General features: G+C 36.9%; 17 protein-coding genes and 1 riboswitch. Of the genes, 12 read left to right on the plus strand and 5 right to left on the minus strand.

Going from position 1 to position 22,009, the window contains the following annotated elements:
• Positions 1-481: 481 nt before the first annotated feature.
• On the minus strand, positions 482-1,477 hold the full coding sequence (locus IKV95_RS09165; RefSeq protein WP_069124526.1) for a N(5)-(carboxyethyl)ornithine synthase: 996 nt from the start codon (positions 1,475-1,477) through the stop codon (positions 482-484).
• Between the two features lie 260 nt (positions 1,478-1,737).
• Here IKV95_RS09165 and IKV95_RS09170 point away from each other — a divergent pair, with 260 nt between their 5' ends.
• Both IKV95_RS09170 and IKV95_RS09175 read left to right on the plus strand, forming a co-directional pair.
• Positions 1,738-2,499 (plus strand): isocitrate lyase/PEP mutase family protein, encoded by a 762-nt coding sequence (locus tag IKV95_RS09170; protein WP_287451695.1) that lies wholly within the window; start codon positions 1,738-1,740, stop codon positions 2,497-2,499.
• Entirely contained in the window at positions 2,499-3,557 is a 1,059-nt protein-coding gene (locus tag IKV95_RS09175) for a bifunctional transcriptional activator/DNA repair enzyme AdaA (protein ID WP_069118339.1), read from the plus strand. Before IKV95_RS09170 ends, IKV95_RS09175 begins: the two co-directional genes overlap by 1 nt.
• Positions 3,558-3,731: 174 nt before the next feature.
• Here IKV95_RS09175 and nhaC read toward each other — a convergent pair whose 3' ends face one another.
• Entirely contained in the window at positions 3,732-5,105 is a 1,374-nt protein-coding gene (gene nhaC, locus IKV95_RS09180; RefSeq protein WP_287451696.1) for a Na+/H+ antiporter NhaC, read from the minus strand.
• A 236-nt stretch (positions 5,106-5,341) separates the two neighbouring features.
• On the opposite strand from nhaC, the gene IKV95_RS09185 reads away from it, so the two are divergent.
• From IKV95_RS09185 to IKV95_RS09205, 5 genes are all read left to right on the plus strand, one after another.
• Positions 5,342-6,376, plus strand: coding sequence for an extracellular solute-binding protein (locus tag IKV95_RS09185; protein ID WP_069118341.1), 1,035 nt, complete (start codon positions 5,342-5,344; stop codon positions 6,374-6,376).
• 84 nt (positions 6,377-6,460) lie between these two features.
• Complete coding sequence (locus tag IKV95_RS09190; protein WP_069132675.1) at positions 6,461-7,573, plus strand: ABC transporter ATP-binding protein; 1,113 nt, start codon at positions 6,461-6,463, stop codon at positions 7,571-7,573.
• A complete protein-coding gene (locus IKV95_RS09195) occupies positions 7,563-9,218 on the plus strand; it encodes an ABC transporter permease (protein WP_029091113.1) in 1,656 nt (551 codons plus the stop codon). The genes IKV95_RS09190 and IKV95_RS09195 overlap by 11 nt, the downstream gene beginning before the upstream one ends.
• An 18-nt stretch (positions 9,219-9,236) precedes the next feature.
• Positions 9,237-10,931, plus strand: coding sequence for a sensor histidine kinase (locus IKV95_RS09200; RefSeq protein ID WP_069126220.1), 1,695 nt, complete (start codon positions 9,237-9,239; stop codon positions 10,929-10,931).
• On the plus strand, positions 10,924-11,742 hold the full coding sequence (locus IKV95_RS09205; RefSeq protein ID WP_069118348.1) for a response regulator transcription factor: 819 nt from the start codon (positions 10,924-10,926) through the stop codon (positions 11,740-11,742). The genes IKV95_RS09200 and IKV95_RS09205 overlap by 8 nt, the downstream gene beginning before the upstream one ends.
• Before the next feature lie 225 nt (positions 11,743-11,967).
• Here the strand turns inward: IKV95_RS09205 and IKV95_RS09210 are convergent, their stop codons facing one another.
• Positions 11,968-12,384: a hypothetical protein gene (locus tag IKV95_RS09210; protein WP_029091116.1), complete on the minus strand. Its 417-nt coding sequence runs from the start codon at positions 12,382-12,384 to the stop codon at positions 11,968-11,970.
• Between the two features lie 30 nt (positions 12,385-12,414).
• A complete protein-coding gene (locus tag IKV95_RS09215) occupies positions 12,415-13,260 on the minus strand; it encodes a Cof-type HAD-IIB family hydrolase (RefSeq protein WP_069135058.1) in 846 nt (281 codons plus the stop codon).
• A 252-nt stretch (positions 13,261-13,512) separates the two neighbouring features.
• On the opposite strand from IKV95_RS09215, the gene IKV95_RS09220 reads away from it, so the two are divergent.
• The 3 genes from IKV95_RS09220 to IKV95_RS09230 all read left to right on the plus strand — a co-directional run bounded on the left by IKV95_RS09220 (position 13,513) and on the right by IKV95_RS09230 (position 17,723).
• Positions 13,513-13,854, plus strand: a complete 342-nt coding sequence (locus IKV95_RS09220) for a zinc ribbon domain-containing protein YjdM (protein WP_029091118.1) — start codon at positions 13,513-13,515, stop codon at positions 13,852-13,854.
• A gap of 979 nt (positions 13,855-14,833) precedes the next feature.
• The gene (locus tag IKV95_RS09225; protein ID WP_029091119.1) at positions 14,834-15,652 is read left to right on the plus strand and encodes a PRD domain-containing protein; all 819 of its coding nucleotides are present in this window, start codon (positions 14,834-14,836) and stop codon (positions 15,650-15,652) included.
• A 202-nt stretch (positions 15,653-15,854) separates the two neighbouring features.
• Entirely contained in the window at positions 15,855-17,723 is a 1,869-nt protein-coding gene (locus IKV95_RS09230; protein WP_069136347.1) for a beta-glucoside-specific PTS transporter subunit IIABC, read from the plus strand.
• Positions 17,724-17,785: 62 nt separating this feature from the next.
• Here IKV95_RS09230 and IKV95_RS09235 read toward each other — a convergent pair whose 3' ends face one another.
• Positions 17,786-18,808, minus strand: a complete 1,023-nt coding sequence (locus IKV95_RS09235) for an asparaginase (protein WP_069126224.1) — start codon at positions 18,806-18,808, stop codon at positions 17,786-17,788.
• Positions 18,809-19,040: 232 nt separating this feature from the next.
• Here IKV95_RS09235 and IKV95_RS09240 point away from each other — a divergent pair, with 232 nt between their 5' ends.
• Positions 19,041-20,090: a 2,3-butanediol dehydrogenase gene (locus IKV95_RS09240; RefSeq protein WP_029091122.1), complete on the plus strand. Its 1,050-nt coding sequence runs from the start codon at positions 19,041-19,043 to the stop codon at positions 20,088-20,090.
• A 283-nt stretch (positions 20,091-20,373) separates the two neighbouring features.
• Positions 20,374-20,475, plus strand: a riboswitch (purine riboswitch).
• Between the two features lie 104 nt (positions 20,476-20,579).
• Positions 20,580-21,875 carry a nucleobase:cation symporter-2 family protein gene (locus IKV95_RS09245; RefSeq protein WP_029091123.1) on the plus strand — a complete coding sequence of 432 codons (1,296 nt, stop codon included), beginning with the start codon at positions 20,580-20,582 and terminating at the stop codon, positions 21,873-21,875.
• Positions 21,876-22,009 lie beyond the last annotated feature (134 nt).

Here is a 22,009-nt window from a genome sequence, read left to right on the forward strand (position 1 = left end):
TCATTCACTTGTCGTGCCTACTATCTCAACATCGCCATTGCGCCTGAATTTGATAAAACACTATTTTGACGCAGTTTGTCAGGATAGTGTTTTTGAAATTTTGGAAGTTATGGCTTGAAATGCTAGATACAAATAAAAGCATTTTCAGACACAATAGCGATACTAATCTAGGGCGTTACTTCTCGTTCATTCGGGATTGCGTACTGAGGTACGCGCACCGTCATTCACTTGTCGTGCCTACTATCTCAACATCGCTATTGCGCCTGAATTTGGTAAAACACTATTTTGACGCAGTTTGTCAGGATAGTGTTTTTTTGTGATTTTGAAAGTAGTTTGAAAATAAGAGAGTGTAACTACTAATGAAGGGGATGATATTGTGATGAATTTTTATGTTAGTTGACCACTTAGCTGCCGCGAAATGTCCCCATAAAAAAAGCACTTCTGCTTAAATTCAGTTCGAATGAAAGAGGAGTGCTTTTATTTATTTTTTATTACTCGATACATTGCCGCTATCAGCAATACGTGGTTTAATTTTATGGATTTTAACAGTCTTACTCGCTGGGTTACGTAAAATTTCGGCCTTAGCTAAAATAGGATTACTTGTTCCCGTAATTAAATCATCCAAAAAGGGTGCAATGACAGTTGAAATACTTTGCGTCGATGTACGGTAGAGCATACTAGGGGTATGGTCTACGGCATAGTGGCAAATATTTTCAACAGTGAATGTCGGTTCTTCTAAAGAAGTTGGATGTGAGCTTTCAATCGCACCATCATAATCGCTACTTACATCGATAATAAGTGCGTTGGATTTCATTCTTTTCAAATCAGCACGTGTGATAAGGTAATCCTTACGAGCGTTATCCCATAAAAGGGCATTAACGATCACGTCAAATTCACCAAGTTCTTCATGCAATAATAGCTCTTGATTACGCTTATAGACTGTTACTTCAGCACCTAGACGTTGAAGAATTTTAACAGCACCATTTGCGACATTTCCGCGTCCAATCACAGCTACTTTGGTTTCGTAGGGGAGGCAACCATGTAATAAATAAGCATGAAGTACTGCTGCCTCACCAGCTAGTTCGTTGTTCCGCCAAAAGAGGTGGCGGTTAAGATGGAACATTTCTTCCCAAGCAAAGACTTTCAGTTCTTTGGCAATGAGCAGTTGCGATAATTGCTTGTTTTGCTCAGCGTGTATCCAACCAAACAATGTTTGATGTGGTTTTAGAGTGTGTAAAAAATCTGCATCACCTAATTTAGGTTCACAGATGATATCTTGTTGCAGTGCCATCTCTCGAGAGACAATCTGGGCACCAACATCACGATATTGTTGATCACTTATATTTAAATAGGCGCCGTAATTCTCTTCAAAAAATAAATACGATGGGTTCTTTATCTTAATGAAATCTGTTGGTAATAATGCCAAGCGATGTTCATTTTCCTTATGGCTGATAATAAATCCGATCGTTTTTTTCACGATGATTACTTCTTCCCTAAGTTCAGTATTTTTGGAGTCTGTCAGGTTTCCCTCACATATCAAGTGTAACATAGTAAATCGTAGGCCAAAATTTTGAAGCCGTAATCGCATAAGACAGATAGCTAGTCAACCTATGATAGCACGAGGTTAACAGCGGTTGATTTTTAATTTTATGTCCCTCTAAAAACAGCTTAAATATTGCTGTTAATTTTGTGGGTATGTGGTGTAGCGAAATAAATTATGATACAGGAAGACTAAAAATGAAATGGGGAATCATAATGAAATCAACCTTTTTTGAAGCACATCACCAAGCACAACCGTTAATCTTGCACAATTGTTGGGATGTCATGTCAGCACAAGTCATCAGTGAAAGGGGGGCACAAGCAGTCGCTACAAGTAGTTATGCGATTGCAAACGCGTGGGGCTATGAAGATGGTGAACAGCTCCCTTTTGAGCAATTAGTTTGGATGACCAAGCGCTTAGTCGCTAGCGTGAACGTACCTGTGTCAGTAGATGTTGAAGGTTTATATGCCGAATCACTGGCTAAGTTAGAAGCGCATGCAGCACAAGTAATCGCAACAGGTGTAGCAGGAATTAATTTTGAAGACCGCCACCCTGAAAAAGGCTTATATACAGTATCTGAGCAAGCCAAGCGTCTGGAAATTGTCTCAACGGTAGCTAAAAAAGCAAAACGGCCAGTCTTTATAAATGCACGTACAGATGTCTTTTTAGAGGCTGGTAAGGAAACAAAGGAGTTAGTAGCGACTGCATTAGAGCGCACTTTAATGTACGCCGATAATGGTGCAGATGGTATTTTTATACCGGGTTTAACAGATTTAACATTGTTGGCTGAATTCGTGAAAAAAGCACCGGTACCTGTTAATATAATGATAACGAATAACAGCGTTTCATTAGCAGAATATCAAGCGATAGGCGTTAGTCGAATAAGTTATGGGCCGAGCATTTATCTTAGTCAGAAAGAGGCTTTTGCTGATTCAATCAATGAGTGGGGGAAGATGTGATGATTCAAGATGAGCAAACAAAAAAGGTCTACTATAAAATGTTAATTGAAAAAAATTCGCATTATGAAGGTATTTTTTATGTCGGTGTAAAAACAACAGGTGTTTTTTGCCGACCGACTTGTCCCGCGCGTAAACCAAAGGAAGAAAACTGTGAATTTTTTGATACAGCCCAAGAAGCAACGCTTGCTTCTTATCGGCCGTGTAAACGATGTCAGCCGCTTAATACACCAAGTGGTTTATCACCTGAAGTGAAAGAGCTTGTTGCGAGTATAGAGGCAAATCCTGAGAAAAAATGGACGGATCGAGATTTTGATGAACTCACAATTAGCCCAAACACAGCACGCCGTCAATTTAAAAAACAATTTGGAATGACTTTTATTGAATATGCTCGAGCACGCCGTTTAGGACTAGCCTTCCATTCCATTCGTAAAGGTACGCGTTTAATCGATGCACAACTGGACAGCAGCTTTGAATCAAGCAATGGTTTTCGTGATGCTTTTACACGTACGATGGGAATTGTGCCCCAGAAAAATAAAGACATCCGCTTGTTAAGTGCTTGTTGGATTGAAACTAAATTAGGACCCATGCTGGCGATTGCAAATGACGAGGCGCTTTACTTATTGGAGTTTGTTGACCGTCGGGGGTTGGAAAAAGAGATTGAAAAGCTACGAAAACGGCAAACCGTTGCCATCGTACCAGGAACAAATCTTTTATTGGAGAGACTTGAACAGGAGTTGAATCAGTATTTTAACGGTGAACTATCAGCATTCGAAACGCCGATAGCGACCGAAATAGGTACGCCATTTGAAAGAACCGTTTGGGCTTTATTACGAACGATTCCTAGTGGTACCACTACAAGTTACAAGGCATTGGCACAACAATTAGGTAACGATAAAGCGGCACGTGCAGTTGCTCGAGCGAATGGTGCCAATCAAATTTCCCTTTTAATCCCTTGTCATCGCGTCATTCAAAGCAATGGTGAAATGGGTGGATATGGTGGTGGTGTTGAACGGAAGAAATGGTTGTTGCGCAATGAAGAAAATACAAGAAAGGCCTGAGTCGCAGGATCATCCCTTTTAAACAGAAGACAAACAGCAATAGGTGTTGTTACGTCTGCTTCATTCCAGAAATTGAAGTAGGTTTAATCGCTTAGCGGTTTTGTAAATGACAAAATAAAAAGTAGCGGTAGCGAATGATGATTTATTCACTGCTGCTACTTTTTTTATGACTATTTAAGCTAATTTCTTAATGCCAATGTTTGTGAAGCCAGCAATCACAGTGATGATAGGGCAAAGCAAACAAAAGAAGGCAAAAGGTAAGTAATCTAACGTGGGAACACCGAGTGTAGCGGCCATAAAGACACCACTAACGCTCCAAGGGACCAAAGAGTTCACTACAGCGCCAGAATCTTCTAAAACGCGAGAGAGTGCTAATGGATGTAAACCATTCACTGCGTATTGTTCTTTAAAGGCATTACCAGGTAAAATAATCGATAAGTATTGTTCTCCGACTAATAAGTTAATACCAATACAGCTCAGAGCAGTTGTTAAAATGAGTTTTCCACGTGTGTTTAATTGGCGGACAAGGAGATTCATCAAGGTGCTAATAACACCCAGTTCAACCAAAAGACCACCGAGTGCTAACGCTAAGATGATTAATGAAATCGACCACATCATACTTTGAATCCCACCATGCGTTAAGAGCGTGTCAATTGTAGCGTTGTCTGTTTTAGAAACATAACCGTTTTGGATGATATCTGCCACTTCTTTAATGCTAACGTTTGTTTTGGTAGCAAGTAACATGATAATACCTACAGCAATTGAAATGAAGAGTGTCGGTATTGCAGGTAATTTGATTTGTGCACAGACAAAGATCAAAATAACCGGCACAGCGGACCACCAACTGATTGTAAATTGTGATTGTAACAACTGTGAAATTTCAGTTATTTTTTCAAGAGGCACTTCTTGGCTGTTTGTTCCTAAGATAGCAAAGCCAATCAAGGCAATAAAGAAAGCGGGAATTGTCGTCCACATTAAGTTGCGAATGTGAAGGAATAAATCTACTTCTGCAATTGCTGCAGAAAGGTTAGTACTATCAGACAAGGGTGACATTTTATCACCAAATACGGCACCTGAGATAACAGCACCTGCGATTAATGCAGGTGAAAAACCCATTGATAGGCCGATACCTAAAAAGGCAATTCCGACGGTAGAAGTAACTGTAAAAGCACTCCCAACTGCAACACCAACGACTGAACAAATAACGAATACAGAGGGAATAAAGATATGCGGATTAACGATTTCAAATCCGAGTACCATCATTGATGGAATAATTCCTGCGGCAATCCATACCCCAATCAAAGCCCCAATTAGAATGAAAATAATCATTGGAATGAGGCCTGTCGAAATCCCTTTCGTAATGCCTTGATGAATTAAGTGCCACGATTCGCAATGCATTTTACCCCATAAAATTAACAGAGCAATCGCAGCCATAATGGGTACTTGTGGCGCTAGTCCTAATTTGATGACACTGAATCCTAAAATAGCGAGAATAAGCGCTAATATAATTAAAACTTCGAGAATATTTTTTTGTTTTGATTTTGACATTGTAAAAGAACCCCTTTGAATTTTCATCTCTAACACGCTTTACCGCGTTAAACTATAAGTGAATAATACCATCGATGGTGCTAATTGTCAATGGCTTGGGGCTTATGAGTATCTTAAACAGAAAAATAAAAAAGAATATAAGTTGTTCTATTTTAGACAAAAGTGTTCTATTTTAGCATTGTAAGCGCTTTAACCTATGATATGCTTGGTTTAATAAAATATAAGGGGGCTTTAAAATGAAGAAAATCGCAAGTGTAGTGGTTCTTTCATTAGTACTCGTCACACTATTAGCAGCATGTGGAAATGGTGATTCAGCAAAAAATAAGGATTCCAAAAAAGATAATACATTGGTTGTTTATTCGCCTAACAGTGAAAATATCGTGAACACGTTAATTCCGATGTTTGAGGATGAAACAGGGATTAAAGTCGAATTGGTATCTGCAGGAACGGGAGAACTTTTAAAACGTATTTCATCTGAAAAAGATAAACCCTATGCAGATGTGATGTTTGGCGGTTTGAATAAGTCGAAATTAACAAATGAAGACTTGTTTGAAAAATACACGTCTAAGAATGATAAAGAAATGTTAGCAGGTCATCAAAATATTGATGGCGTACTTACACCTTATATTACAGATGGTAGTAATATCCTTGTTAATACTGACTTAATCGGCGATATTAAGGTCGAAAGTTATGAAGATTTATTAAACCCTAAATTAAAAGGTAAAATTGCGGCAGCAGATCCAGCAAGCTCAAGTTCAGCTTTTGCACAGTTAACAAACATGTTATTAGCAGTTGGCGGTGATTATAACTCACAAAAAGGTTGGGATTATGTGGGTAAATTAATTGAAAATCTTGATGGTAAAGTTGCTAATGGATCGGGAGCAGTTCATAAAGGAGTGGCTGATGGGGAGTTTGCTGTGGGGTTAACATATGAAGATCCGTCAGCAAGTTATGTGCGTGATGGTGCGCCCGTGAAAGTTGTTTATCCTAAAGAAGGTTCCGTTTATTTAGATGCCTCATTAGGTATTATTAAAAATGCTAAACACAAAGAGAACGCAGAAAAATTTGTTGATTTTATGACTTCAAAAGAGGCACAAGATGTCTTTGGAAATGATTTAACCAATCGTCCTCTTCGTAAAGATGCAAAATTAGGTGACCATATGACACCGATGAAAGATATTAAAACACTTGAAGAAGATGAAGATTATGTTCAAAAAAACAAGGATAAAATCGTGAAAGAATATACAGAATTATTCACTAAAAAGCAATAACACAAGGGTCTGTTACTTTCGGATAACATGGGGGGTAATGGGCCGTTTTATATCAATTAAACAGCCCTAAAGGAGTTGCTAAAAATGAGCACTGAAATCACATTTGAAAAAGTAATCAAAAAGTATGGAGACAATACGGTTATTCCAGCACTGTCATTACGAGTACAACCATCAGAATTTTTCACCTTACTAGGACCGTCAGGGTGTGGTAAAACAACTTTACTACGCATGGTAGCGGGCTTTAACAGTATTGAAGGTGGTGAAATATGTTTTAATAAGAAAGCCATTAACGCGAGTTCACCACAAGATCGTAATATCGGGATGGTATTTCAAAACTATGCTATTTTCCCACATTTAACAGTGAAGAAAAACATCACTTTTGGTTTAGAAAATCGTAAAATAAAGCTGTCAAAAGCCGACATCGAAAAGAAAGTAGCTACAATGATGGATGTCGTGCAAATTTCTCAATTTAAAGACCGGTTACCGGAAAATCTTTCGGGTGGACAACAACAACGTATTGCGCTTGCACGCGCAATTGTTATTGAACCTAGTGTGCTTTTAATGGATGAACCACTTTCTAATTTAGACGCGAAATTACGTGTGGATATGCGTAATGCAATCCGAGACATTCAAAAAGAAGTAGGGATTACAACGCTTTATGTGACACACGATCAAGAGGAAGCAATGGCCGTGTCAGATAGAATTGCTGTCATGAATTTAGGTAAAATTCAACATGTTGGAACGCCACAAAACATTTATCATCGTCCAGCCAATGTCTTTGTTGCTAATTTTATAGGGCGTACAAATATTATTGAACGTGAGCTGCAATTCAATGGTGAGATTGCAACGTTAGTATTTGATGATAACCATCGTGTGGTTTTAAATAGCTTAGACACAACTAATTATGAGACACGAACGGTTAAAATTTCAATCCGACCCGAAGAGTTTATTATTGCTGAAAATAATGAGGGGATTCGCGGACAAGTTCTTAATAATATGTTCTTAGGACTTAACACGCACTATAATGTGCAACTTGTTGATGGTGAGCAGGTTGAAATCATTCAAGAATCTACAATTGGTCAAATCATTGAACCCGGTACTTGGGTGGGACTGAAAATAAAAACAGATAAGATTAACGTATTTGAATACGAATCAGAATTAAGTATCACAAAAGGGGTGGTGAACAATGTTCAATAAAGGCAGGAAGAAAGATATCTGGACTTATGTAACGATTGGTATTTTATTACTTTACTTTGTGATGCTTGTGTTCCCGTTGTTTACATTGCTTAAGGCTGGTTTTTCCGATGGGACAAGTGGTGGTTTTTCACTGGCTTATTTTTCAAAGTTTTTTGGAGCTAATTATTATTATGATGCATTATTCAATAGTGTTAAAGTGACTGTTTCTGTCACATTATTATCCGTTATTTTAGCAACGCCATTAGCTTACTTAATGACAACAATCAAGATTAAAGGGAAGGTCTATCTTCAAATTTTGATTTTAGTATCTTCAATGGCACCACCGTTTATCGGTGCGTATTCTTGGATTTTACTGTTGGGTCGTAACGGTGCGGTTACTAAGTTTTTATCCAATGTATTTGGCATTCAGACGCCGGATATCTATGGTTTTGTCGGTATTGTTTTGGTATTAACATTACAACTTGTGCCTTTGGTGTATATGTATTTAATGGGCGCGTTAAAAAGTATCGACAATTCAATTATCGAAGCCGCAGAAAGTATGGGATGTACAGGATTACGTAAAATGTGGAAAATAATTTTCCCATTGATATTACCAACATTATTAGCAGGAGCCTTGTTGGTATTTATGCGCGCATTGGCAGATTTTGGGACACCGATGTTAATTGGTGAGGGGTACCGTACGATTCCTGTGTTAATCTTCAATGAATTTATCAGTGAAATGGGTGGCGATGATGGGTTTGCAGCGGCCATTAGTATCATTGTTATCATCTTTGCCATCACAATATTCTTAATTCAGAAGTACATTACAAATAGAAAATCATTCTCGATGAGTGCTCTGCATCCAATTGAAGCCAAGAAAGTAACAGGTTGGAAAAGTATTTTAGCTCATGTTTATATTTACGGTTTTATTATTGCAGCAATTGCCCCACAACTAACAGTCATTTATACAGCATTCCTTAAAACGTCAGGCCGTATATTTGTAAAAGGTTACTCGTTAGATAGCTTTAAACTCGCATTGGATCGTTCGGGTGATGCAATTAAAAATACATTCTCATTAGCCGTTGTTGCGATTATTTTTGTTATTTTAATTGCAGTGCTAATCGCTTATGTAACAGTGAGACGACGCAATGTTTTAACAAACTCACTCGATGTGGTCTCAATGATTCCTTACATTGTGCCAGGGTCGGTAATGGGTATCGCCTTGTTACTAACATTTAATAAACCACCGCTATTATTAAGCGGGACAGCGATGATTTTAATTATCTCATTTGTGATTCGACGCTTACCTTATACAATAAGATCGAGTGCAGCAATTGTACATCAAATTAGTCCTAGTATTGAAGAAGCTGCAACTAGTTTAGGAGCTTCAAATCTCAAAACATTCTTTAAAGTTACGTTTCCAATGATGCTTCCAGGTGTTATTTCCGGGGCAATTTTAAGTTGGGTGACTATTATTACAGAATTGAGCACGACGATTATTTTGTATACATCCGGTACGCGTACGATGTCAGTCGCTATTTATACAGAAGTTATTCGAGGGAACTATGGTACAGCTGCAGCGTTATCAACGATATTGACAGCCATTACAGTAATTTCGCTATTGATTTTCTTCAAGTTAACTGGTAAAAAAGAGATATCAATGTAATTTAAAGGGGAATCAGTGATGTCGAAAAAGGTACGTAATTTTAAAGAACAGACACGTGTACTATTTTTAAAATATACACTGATCCCGATTATCTTTTTGTTTATTGTTTTTGGCATTGGACTTTTTAGCTTCTCTGCTTGGAAAGTAAGTCATGATGCTGAAAAAGTGGGTGAAACAACAGTAGCAGATATTAGTAAAGTGCTCCGGAATTATGAAACTGGGTTTGATGAATTAGCAAAAAATCAAGCAGTTATCAATTATTTGAAATATAAGCAGCACAGCAACAAGGTTTTTGCCGCTTTTTATGCGTTCAATAGCCAACAACAAGTTCAAAGTGTTTTTCAATTAGTTGATTCTCAAGGACAAGGTTTATCTTCAGCCATGTTAGAAGATAGCACGTCCTTAGATATATCTAGTTATCGACTGAAGCGATGGTCTCGCTCTGATCAATTGATAATTGAAGCGGAAACAAAAAATTTAGCACACAATAAAAAGACCGTGTTATTACTTTCACAAGCAGTAAAAGATCAAGGTGAAATTATTGGTTATCTCGTTGTACGATTGAAAGATGAGGATTTTCAACGCATGTTTTTTGGCAACAAAGCGGATGTGTTAGTTGTAACAGATAAATATGATCGTGTGATTGTCTCAAACAGTAATAGTGTCAAAGGTTTAATGGGGAAATTCACGTATGAACGAGAACACGGACAACGCGTTCAACTGGGAAAAAAAGCCTATTATATGAATGAGCAAGTTGCGATGGCCTATCCGCTTCGGGTGTATTCACTAATTGCTAGCCCTAATTATCAGGAGTTATTTATTTTTTATGTACTGTTTACCACAATTTCAAGTGGCGTACTATTTATTTTGCTCCATTATTTATCTAGAAGAATGTCAGTCCAACACTCGATGGCGCTCAATACAATGATGAATGCGCTGGATCATTTGAAAAGTGGTGAATTGAATAATTATGTAGAAATACCTACAGGTGATGAATTTGAAAAGTTAGCGCATCGTTACAACGAGATGTTGAAAAGCCTTGATTTATTGTTATTACGCAACCAGGAACTCACATATATTTTGCAACGAGATGAAATTAGATTTCTTCAAAGTCAATTCAATCCCCATTTTCTTTTTAACATGCTTGAAACGATTCGTTATACTATGAGAGTAGATGAAGAAAAAGCGCAGCGTATTATTCTGACTTTGTCACGCATTTTACGATATAGTATTAATCAAGGTGAACAGCATGCGACATTGAAAAAAGATATGGATTACATCGCAGATTATTTGAAATTACACGCCTACCGCTATAATGATCGTTTACACTATAAAGTAAATCTTCCAGACGATTTGCATGATATTGAAATTCCAAAACTATTATTACAACCGTTAGTTGAAAATGCTATAAAATACGGTTATGAAAAGCAACTTCAATTGATGATTACGATTACGGTTGAGCAAGTAGGTGAGGAATTACATTTACTTGTTGTCGATAATGGCCATGGGATTGCACCTGAAAAGCTACGTGAAATCACTGAAACGTTACATGAACCACTAAATAATGGCGATCGAATCGGAGTGTATAATACCCATCGTAAAATAGTCTTACTTCACGGTGAAAACTATGGATTAACGATACAATCTCAATTAGGTGAAGGGACTAGTGTTCGACTCGTATTGCCAATCGCAAAGGGTGAAAAGCATGTATAAAGTGTTGCTGATTGAAGACGAAGATATTATGCGCGAAGGTGTTAAAATGAGTATTAATTGGGCTAAAATAGACTGTCGTATTGTTGGTGAAGCGAGTGATGGTGAAATGGCAGTTAGTCAAATAAAGACATTGGCACCAGATATCGTTTTATTGGATATCAACATGCCATTGTTGAATGGTCTTGAAGTATTACAACGTTGCCAAATAGAAAAACAAGTGTTTGCGACGATTATTATTTCAGGTTACAACGATTTTGAAAAGGCTAAGCAAGCGATTAAGTATGGTGTGACAGACTATCTTTTAAAACCATTAGATCATGAGGAATTAATACAGGCACTCCACCGTTGTAAGGAATCTCTATTGCTAAAACGTCAATATCAAACGTTTAAAGAAAAGATTCATGAAGTAAGCGAACGTGAATTATTTGTCTTTAAACAGACAGAGGCAGCCGTACAGCCATCAAAAAGTATCAGAGCATTATTAGCTTTGATTGAAGAGCGTTATGATGAAAAAATCAGCGTGCAAGATATTGCTGATGAACTGGGAAGAAGTAAAACGTATCTTAATCAAAAATTCAAGGCAATCACGGGCTACACTTTTAATGATTATCTCAATCGGTATCGTATTTCACAGGCGATTTTATTATTGGAAAAAGGTGAAGATAAAATTAGTACAATTGCATTGGATGTTGGATTCAGTAATTATCGCTACTTTATTGATATCTTTAAAAAATACACACATATACTGCCTAGCGAGTTTATGCAATATGCTAAAAATAATAACAAATCCAAGGCCACTAAAGACTGTTAGAGAAAACTAATATAATTGAACAAAATAGCCGAATGTATCTCTATAATAGTTTCACAACACGCAAAAACACGGTCAGTGAATGTACCGTGTTTTTTTATTATCTAGCGACCATTTAATAGATAGTTCACGCCTTTTATTTTCTTCAATCTCTTTAGTTCTGACCGTCTTTTTTCACTTTTATTTTTTTCTTGCACTTTACATGTTTGAAAGTAGGTGAAGGTGCTTTCACTCTAAGTACATGGGTGATAAGGAAAATTTTAATCCATGTTCTAAAAATGAGCGGTCACGTGGTGTTTCAACGAGGTGATATTTAAAATAACAGTTGTCGGTTAAAAACTTTTGGGCGTGTTCAAAGGTCATTATTTCGGGATAATCATAATCGGCAATGAGTCTTTTTTTCAAACGGGCAGTATCAGTGTGACCAATAAATTGCTCGACATAAAGATGATGTCGTAAATTATTACTTTGCCCAATATAAAGGATTTGTTCATGTTTTTCACCATACTTGCTAATTGTGGGACGGGCGATAAAATAAACACCGGCATCTTCTGAAATAGAATCAGCAGTTACTGTACTAAACTGAAATTTTGGTGAAAGCGCAAGTGCAGCTTTTTGTGCATTAAGTTGTTTGAACGTTGGCATGATACAAAAACTCCTTTTTAGAGGTCTTCTTTAAATGAAGCCGTTTTTTTTGAAACTGAGAGCAATTCCATGATCATCTGCTGTTGGGGTAATTTCATGTGAAAGTGCTTTTAAAGAGGGCGTGGCATTTTCCATTGCGACACCATGTGCAACCGCATTGAACATATCGATATCATTATTCCCATCACCATAACCAAGGGTATGCTTAATATCAATGTCTAATTCATCTAAAACTGTTGCAATAGCAGTGGCTTTATTGACATCTTTAATGGACACTTCGCCACTTTGAGGGCCAAACTGTGCCACTGTTGTCCGATGCATTTGGAAAGTATCGCCAAATTTAGAAGCAACTGCGTCATACGGATGACCGTTACTAATAAAAGAGATCTTATTAACAAAACCGTAATCAATGGCTTTGCCTGCATTATCATCTAGTATTTTCTTGAACCAATCAAATTCAGCGATTGCTTGTTCGTATTCAACACTACCTTCTATCGCACCATTTGAGATTTGAGAGATGATTGAGGAAAGACAATTAGCGCTACCAAAGAGACCGCTATTAGACTCAATATAATAACCGATAGTATGCTTTTCAAAATAATCGATGATATCTCGGACATCTTTTTCTGGCATCAGTTTATGCTCTAAAACAGTGTTTTTAATTTCGATATAACCACCACCAGCACCAATGACACCATCAAAACCAACTTCTAGAATTTCATCAATGATTTCAGGTTTAGAGCGCCCGGTACAAAGAAATATCTTGTGACCGTTAGAGCGAGCTGTTTTAATTGCCGTTTTGGCAGAGTCAGGTACAATACCTGAGGGGTTGCATAAGGTACCATCAACATCCATAAATATGAGTTTATTTTCCATTGTTTGCACTCCTTTAAAGCATAGATTCTGTATAAAATGTTCACGCTTTCATTATACACGACCTTGTTATTATAATGTAAGGTCATGATTGTTTTATAGGGAAAATGTGACAGATTTTGGAGTAAGTCAAACAAATAAGCTATTACAGCTGTTTAACTAGTGAATAATCATAAAAGTGGATTTGAATTTATTGAGCTATTAGGTATAATAGATAGTAAGTGTTAAATAAAATGAACTAATTAGGAGGCTACAATGAGTAATTTACCAAACTGTCCTGAGTGCCAATCAGAATATACTTATGAAGATCGTGGCAATTTCGTTTGTCCTGAATGTGCGTTTGAATGGAACAATGAAACGACAACTGAAACAACTGAAGAAGGCTTGGTTGTAAAAGATGTGAATGGCAACCTACTAGCTGATGGAGATTCGGTGACTGTTATTAAAAATCTTAAAGTTAAGGGTGCTCAATCTGATTTGAAATTAGGAACTAAAGTTAAAAGTATCCGTCTCGTTGAGGGGGACCATAACATTGATTGTAAAATTGATGGTTTTGGACCAATGAAGTTAAAATCAGAGTTCGTTAAGAAAAACTAACAACAATTTATTAGGATATTACAAGGGATGTTATTTTAGTAGCTGATCATTAAATATTTTCAAAAATTGCTTCTTAAAAGACTATTATTGAAAATACGGACGCGAAAAAATATAGTATACTTAGTATATAATTATTTCCCTATAATAATTATCCCTTAAAAAATATCCCTTATTTCTGAGAGAATGCTAATCCCCTTTAGCCATTCTCTCTTTTTTACTGTTCTCGTAGCGAATTTATTCGCTTACGAGAACAGTATGGGTGCTGACATTGTTGCGAAGACATGAGCATACAAGGCCAGTATGGGACGGAGCGAAAGCGAGTACCAATCCATTTGTTAATATCTTGAGAGTACCAATCCATAGAAAGCGAGTACCAATCCATTTGTTAATATCTTGAGAGTACTACTCCATTTGTTAATATCTTTCTAATAGTTACTATTCTATCGATTCATCTGATTTTGGAAGTCGTATTTCAGTTAGGGGAGGTTGCTGATAATTTTAATTCATCGCTTATAAATTTTTTATGCGATTTAATTTTATTGCTATTTTTCACTAAGAATCATCAACAGCATAAATTATAGAGCCGAGATAAATACGCATATAAAGTGTTCATACTCTCGTTGAAATAAAATAGTGCAGCACGTTTTTTTTTTTTTCAAAAATTGCGCCCTGAACTACCTTTTTTGGAATAATATATAACAAAAAATATAGTATACTTAGAATATAATTATTTCCCTATAATAATTATCCCTTTAAAAAATATCCCTTATTCCCTAGAGAATACTAATCCCCTTTAGTATTCTCTTTTTTTGTGGGAAAATAATAATGAGACAGGTATAGCGTTGTAACCTGTTTCGTTTTGTCACGCGTAATAAAAAATTGACAAAAAAAAAGTGGATGTATAAAATTAACTTCATATGGTTAAAAATGAAGTGAAAAGATAATTCCTTCAAATAGTCAGAAAGGTGGTACTGATGCAATGAAGATTATCAAAAAAATAAACAATAATTTTGCGATGGCACTCAATGATACAGGGCAAGAGGTTATTGTTGCAGGTAAGGGCATCGGCTTTCCAAAAACACCTTATCAATTAGAAGATTCGACAAAAATAGAAAAAATTTATAAGGTACCACAAGATACAACAATTGATTTACTGCAAAGTTTTTCACCAGAGGTAATTGAATACACACATGCTGTAGTAAATATCGGTGAACGTATACTCAGTAAACAATTGAACATGTCAGTGTTCTTAACTTTAGCAGATCATATATCGTTTGCAATAGAGCGCTTAGAACAAAAGATGGAAATAACAAACCCCTTGAATTGGGAAATAAAACATTTTTTCCCGCTACATTATGAAATTGGATTAGAAGCCATTCGCTACATTGAGAAACAGACAGGTCTTATTATTCCCAAAGATGAAGCGAGTTCAATCGCAATGCACTTTATCAATGATGAAATTGGTCGATCGAATTTTCATGAAACTACTTCTGTTATGCTGATTTTGACAAATGTGTTGAATATTGTAAAATACCATTATAATGTTGAGTTTGATGAAGAATCATTTATGTATCAGCGTTTTATCACCCATCTCAAATATTTTGTTATTCGACACTTGAGCGGTGAAGATTCTTCTGAAAAAGAAAGCGAAATGTATCAGCTTTTTAAAGAACGTTATGTTTCAGAATATCAGTGTGTCAATAAAATTGAACACTATTTAAACGAAATGTATGGCTGGAATTTGAACATTGATGAAAAATTTTATCTAATGATACATATTCATCGAAATGTGAATTGATATTATATTTGAATTCAGTTATACTAACGTAGTAAAGAAATCGGTTACAGATGGAACTGATTTCATATATAAATGGACTGTTACTGATTCGATCAGGCATAACCAAAGTTTTACTCGATATAATGTCGGGTAGCTTTGGTTATTTTTTTTGCTCTGAAAAAGGTGATTTTCTATTTGATAACATAATAGGAGGGTATAAAAAATGGCAGATAAATACAAAGGTATTGCTACCAAAATCATCGACAATGTCGGTGGTGAACAAAATGTTAAATCAGTTGTACATTGTGCAACACGACTACGTTTTGTATTGAAAGACGAGTCAAAGGCTAATAAAGAAGTATTACAAGATATTGATAAGGTAATGTCAGTCGTTCAAGCAGGCGGACAATATCAAGTGGTTATTGGGGCAGAAGTAAATGATGTGTTCAGCTCAATCGAAGCCAACTTCAATGTTAACAATAAAGAAGCGAAAGATAGTAATGAGTCTGATACGCCTTCTAAAAAATCATTAAGTGGTTTATTAGCTGTCATCGCGTCGTTCTTTACACCATATATCGGTGTATTGACAGGTGCAGGTATTATTATGGCATTAGTCATGACGTTAGAAATGTACGGTGTTATCTCTGATAAATCATTAACTTACGTTATGCTTACAGCACTATCAACAGGTATTTTCAAGTTCTTACCTTTGTTTATTGCTGTCACAGCTGCAGATGCATTTAAGACCAACCGTTTTATCGCATTAGCAATTGCCGCGGCAATGGTTTTCCCGTTAACTGATGCGTTAGGTGAATTAACATTTGCACCTTTTGGTTATACAATTTACTTTGATAAATATGGTGGTGCCGTTGTACCAACAATCTTAGCGATTTGGGTTACTGCTTATGTTGAACGTTTCTTTAAACGTTGGATTCCTAAAGCGGCACAAATTGTACTTGTACCATTTGCAACATTAATTGTTGCGGGTTCATTAGCTTTCCTTTTCATCGGACCACTAGGAACGTTTGTAGGTGAGATGATTTCTAAAGGTTATTCATCAGCATATGGCTTAAGCCCAATGATTGCTGGTGCTGTTCTCGGGGGTGTCTTCCAACTATTAGTTGTCTTTGGTATGCACTGGGCAATTTTGCCGATTGCAATGATCAATGTGAACACTCAAGGATATGATACGATCTTACCAGTTATGTTTATGGCAGTTTACGGTCAAGTAGCTGCAGTTGCCGGTATGGTAGCGCGTCTTAAAGGTAACGATCGTAGCATAGCAGTATCAGCTTTAATCCCTGGTTTCTTTGGGATTACAGAACCCGCATTATACGGGGTTAACTTGAAATATAAACGTCCGTTTATTATAGGTTTAATTGCAGCTGCCGTAGGTGGTGGGATTGTTAGCTTCTTTGAAGTTAAAATCTTTGCTTTTACACCAATCTTAAACCCATTATTCTACCCGTTATTTATTGGGAAAGATTCTAACTTTGCTGCATTGCTTGTCGCTTCAGCGATTACAATTGTGATTGCATTTATCGGTGCGCTTTTCTTTGGACTTCCAAAACCGAAAAAAGCAGAACCAGTAACTGCAGTGACAACGCCTGAAAACGTTGTACCCGTAGCAAACGTTTCAGATAGTACAATTACCAGCCCGTTAACAGGTGAGTTAATTCCACTTAAAGATGTGAATGATCCAGTATTTAGTGCAGAAATTATGGGTAAAGGTTTTGCGGTTGTACCAACAGAAGGTGTTGTAACAGCACCTGTCGATGGTGAAATTGTTATTCTTTACGGAACACAACATGCCATCGGTATTAAATCAACGACAGGTTTAGAGGTTCTCATTCATATCGGTATTAATACTGTTGAATTGAATGGTGAATGTTTCACAATGACAACAGAAACGGGTGCAACGGTTAAACGTGGCGACGTTCTAGGGTCATTTGATATCGCAGGTATTAAAGAAAAAGGGTATGATACCACTACAATGGTTATCGTAACAAATACAGCTGATTATACAGATTTCACATACGCTAAAGAAAATGGTCAAGTGAAAATGAACGAAGAAGTAGTCACTGTAAAATAAATAAACTAAAAACGCTCGTCAGGTACTTCCTCAATTAAGAGGAGAACCCGACGGGCGTTTTTTTATGGTGTTATTTGCATATCCCAATCAGCAGATAAATCGCCACCGATAGGTGTTTCAAATAATGTTTTTACTTCTGTTGGATCCGTCGTTTGTCCGAGCGCCCACATTAATTTAGGGACAATTGCTTCCGTATTCATATCACCCGATAGAATAATGGGGTATTGGGCTACTTTTTGTCCAACTTCATATAATAGAAGGTTTTCGCCTTCTTCAAGACATTGAGTGGTCATAACAACCGAGATACCGCGCTTTGTTAAGTTACCGACACGATCGAGGATATTCTCATCTTCAAAGGGCAAGCCGCCATTACCAAAACTTTCGATAATAATACCTTTGTAATTGTCAGCAATTGCGTCAAAAAACGATGCTTTAAGCCCAGGGAATAACTTGAGCAGAAAGATATCTGAACACAATTGTGTTTCAAATTGTAATCGTTCTGTTTTTTGGGCAGGAGATGCACACATTTCCACATGGCCATCAATGATTTTAGCGATATAGGGATGATTGATACTTTCGAAAGCATCATAACTTTTGGTTCTAATCTTAACTGCTCGAGTGCCTTGAATCACTTTGCCATCAAAGACAACAAACACACCTGGTTGGCCTTCTAAACAATAAGTGAGAGCATCACGAACATTCCGTTTAGCATCTGTTTTATGGAAGCTGAGGGGTATTTGAGAGCCGGTCAGCACGACAGCTTTATCAAACCCCTGTAACATATAGGATAATGCGGCGGCGGTATAACCTAAAGTGTCCGTACCATGTGTAATAATAAAAGCATCGTAGTCGTTATAGTGTGTTTCGACCGCCTGAGCAATCGTTACCCAATCATGAGGGCTGATATTTGTACTGTCTTTGTTCATTAAAAGATGAAAGTCCAAATCAAGTTCTGATTGACTATATTGCTTATTTTGTTCAGTAAAGTAGCGACGTAATTCTTCAACATTCAGACCAGGAAGCAAGCCATTGTCTGTCTCAACAGACGCAATGGTCCCGCCAGTTGCTAAAACAAGTATTTTCATAAGTAACCTCCGTTAATGATGTAACTGTCTCTATTTTAACGAATGGAATGCCTTGCTACAAGTAAGAAATTTAGACGGTTAAAAATAAGAAGTTGGAAAAAGATAAACATATAACTAAAAAGGTATAAAGTGTAGACAATAAAAGTTATGAGGTTTATACTATAATTACAAAGAGGAAGCGCTTGCATTTATGCGTTGCTTCTTAGTTAATTAAAATAGGGGGTTTTTATTAATGAAAGCAGCTGTATGGTATGGGGAAAAAGATTTACGTATTGAAGACAGAGATTTAAAACCAATGAAAGCTGATGAAGTGAAAGTACGTGTCGCTTGGGCAGGGATTTGTGGAAGTGATTTACATGAATATCAAGAAGGACCAGTATTTATTCCAGTTGACAAGGAAGACGAGTTAACAGGAGAAGTGGCACCGTTAATTATGGGTCATGAATTCGCTGGTGTGATTGAAGAAATCGGTAGTGAAGTAACAAAATATAAAGTAGGGGATCGTGTAGCGATTAATCCAACATTAACACACGGGAACTTACCAGAAGCATTAGATACATACGATGGTTTTAGTTTCATCGGATTACATGGAGACGGTGGTTTTACGAAGTTTGCAAACGCTCCTGAAAAACAAGTGTATAAATTACCAGAATCACTGTCACTTCAAGATGGTGCACTTGTGGAACCAATGGCTGTTGCTGTACAAGCAGTGAAAGAAAGTGAAATGTTATTTGGCGATACAGTGGCTGTTTTTGGTGCAGGTCCAATTGGTTTATTAACAATTATTGCTGCAAAAGCTGCAGGAGCAAGTAAAATCATCGTGCTTGATCTCTCAGCAAATCGTTTAGAAAAAGCATTGGAGTTAGGTGCAACGCATGCCGTTAACTCTGGTGAAGTGGATGGTGTTAAGGCGGTGCGCGATATCGTTCCTGGTGGAGTTGACGTAACGTTTGAAGTCGCTGGTGTTGCACCAACCTTCAAAGCATCGATTGATGCAACGCGTGCCCGTGGAACCGTGGTTATCGTCTCAATTTTTGCGCGTCCAATTGAATGGAACCCGATTCATCTTACAAATACAGGTGTTAAGTTAACATCAACAATAGCTTATACACCAACAACTTTCCAACAAACAGTTGATTTGATGGGGACAGGCCAACTAAAACCTCAAGGAATTGTAACTTCTAAAATCGTCTTAGATGATATTGTTGCTAAAGGATTTGAAGCATTAACAACTGATAAAACACAAGCTAAAATTTTGGTTGAGTTAAGCGGCGAAAAATAAGCGCTTATAACTATTTTAATGATAAGGGTTAGCCTATTTTTGAAATAGAAAGCACTCCTAATAACAATCTTTTTACTGCGAGCTTTTTCGTCAGTAGGAAGATTGTTTTTTTGAAAAGGGAACGATAGTATCTATTATCAAGTTGAAACAGACATAAAACCGAACATTCTGTCTAATATAAGACGAAATATTCTCTAAAAACCAAATAAACTATTGACCTTTACTTAAAAAACCGCTAAAATTAGTGAAATACAAGATAAGAACCCTTCAATTGGTTGTTTCTTATCAACCAGATAAAAACACTTATATAATAGTCATAATATGGATGACGCGTTTCTACCCAACTGCCGTAAATAGTTGGACTATGAGTGAGATTTTAGCCAAGATATTTAAAAGAGTCGACTCTTTTGATGTTTTTTAGCTGCTTCTCATTTGAGAAGTGGTTTTTTTGTATAATTTTTGTGGAATTCGAGAGGAGATTTTAAGTAAATGTTTGGAAAAGGGAAGATAGTGGCGTTGGGTTTTCAGCACGTACTCGCGATGTATGCAGGTGCTGTGATTGTACCTTTGCTAATTGCAAATCAATTGAATTTTACAGTGATGCAAACGACTTATTTAGTATCGATTGATATTTTCATGTGTGGGATTGCAACCTTCTTGCAATTACGTGTGGGACGTTTTATGGGAATCGGCTTACCCGTTGTTTTGGGTTGTGCAGTACAAGCGATTGCCCCGATTGTATTAATTGGACAGGATATCGGAATAGGTGCTATCTATGGTGCTATTATTGTTTCAGGATTATTTGTATTATTAATCGCCCCCGTTTTTTCTAAAGTTGTCCGTTTCTTTCCTCCGGTTGTTACGGGATCCGTTGTTACAGTTATTGGCTTAACACTCATTCCAGTAGCAATCAATAACCTTGCTGGTGGACAAGGCAGTAAAGATTTTGGATCTATTTTTAATCTGAGTTTAGGATTTGGAACGCTGATTGTTATTATTCTAACGTATCGTTTTGGTTCAGGTTTTCTACGATCAATTGCTGTATTAGTAGGGATTTTAGCAGGGAGCTTGTTTGCTTATTTCTACCGCGGTATTTCATTTCAATCCGTTTCTGAAGCGGCTTGGGTACATGTGCCAACACCGTTCTTTTTTGGAGCGCCCACATTCAATTTATCAGCGATATTGACGATGATAATTATTTCATTAGTCAGCATGGTGGAGTCAACCGGTGTTTATTTCGCACTCAGTGATATCACAAAACAAAAGCTAACGACCAAAGATTTATCACGCGGCTATCGTTCAGAAGGTTTAGCCATTATATTAGGTGGGATTTTTAATACATTCCCTTACACAGCATATTCGCAAAACGTCGGTTTAGTCCAGTTATCAGGAGTGAAAACGAAAAATGTTATTTATGTAGCCGCTTCGTTTTTAGTAATCTTAGGTTTAATTCCTAAAATTGGAGCTATTACAACAACAATTCCCACACCAGTTTTAGGTGGGGCAATGGTAGCGATGTTTGGAATGGTTGTCGCACAAGGTATTAAAATGTTAGGCAGTGTTGATTTCGCTTCACAAGAAAACTTGTTAATCATTGCTTGTTCCGTTGGTCTAGGATTAGGCGTAACAACAGTACCCGAGTTATTCGCGGTATTGCCTAAATTTGTACAACTCTTTACTAGCAACGGCATTGTTGCAGGAAGTGTATGTGCAATTATACTGAACATTGTTTTCAACATGCGACCAAAAACAAAAGAGCATAAAGTGAACTCCGTTAACTCGTAACTAATAGTTATGTTCGAATTTGAGAAGATAAATACAACTAAACAGTCAGCAATGACTGTTTTCTATTGTCTATAGGATTATTGGTTTTTACTATAGCAAGAAAATATTTTTTTATTAGAATAGTCAAAAGATGT

The sequence above is a fragment of the Brochothrix sp. genome, assembly GCF_017549435.1.
Classification (GTDB): Bacteria; Bacillota; Bacilli; order Lactobacillales; family Listeriaceae; genus Brochothrix; species Brochothrix thermosphacta.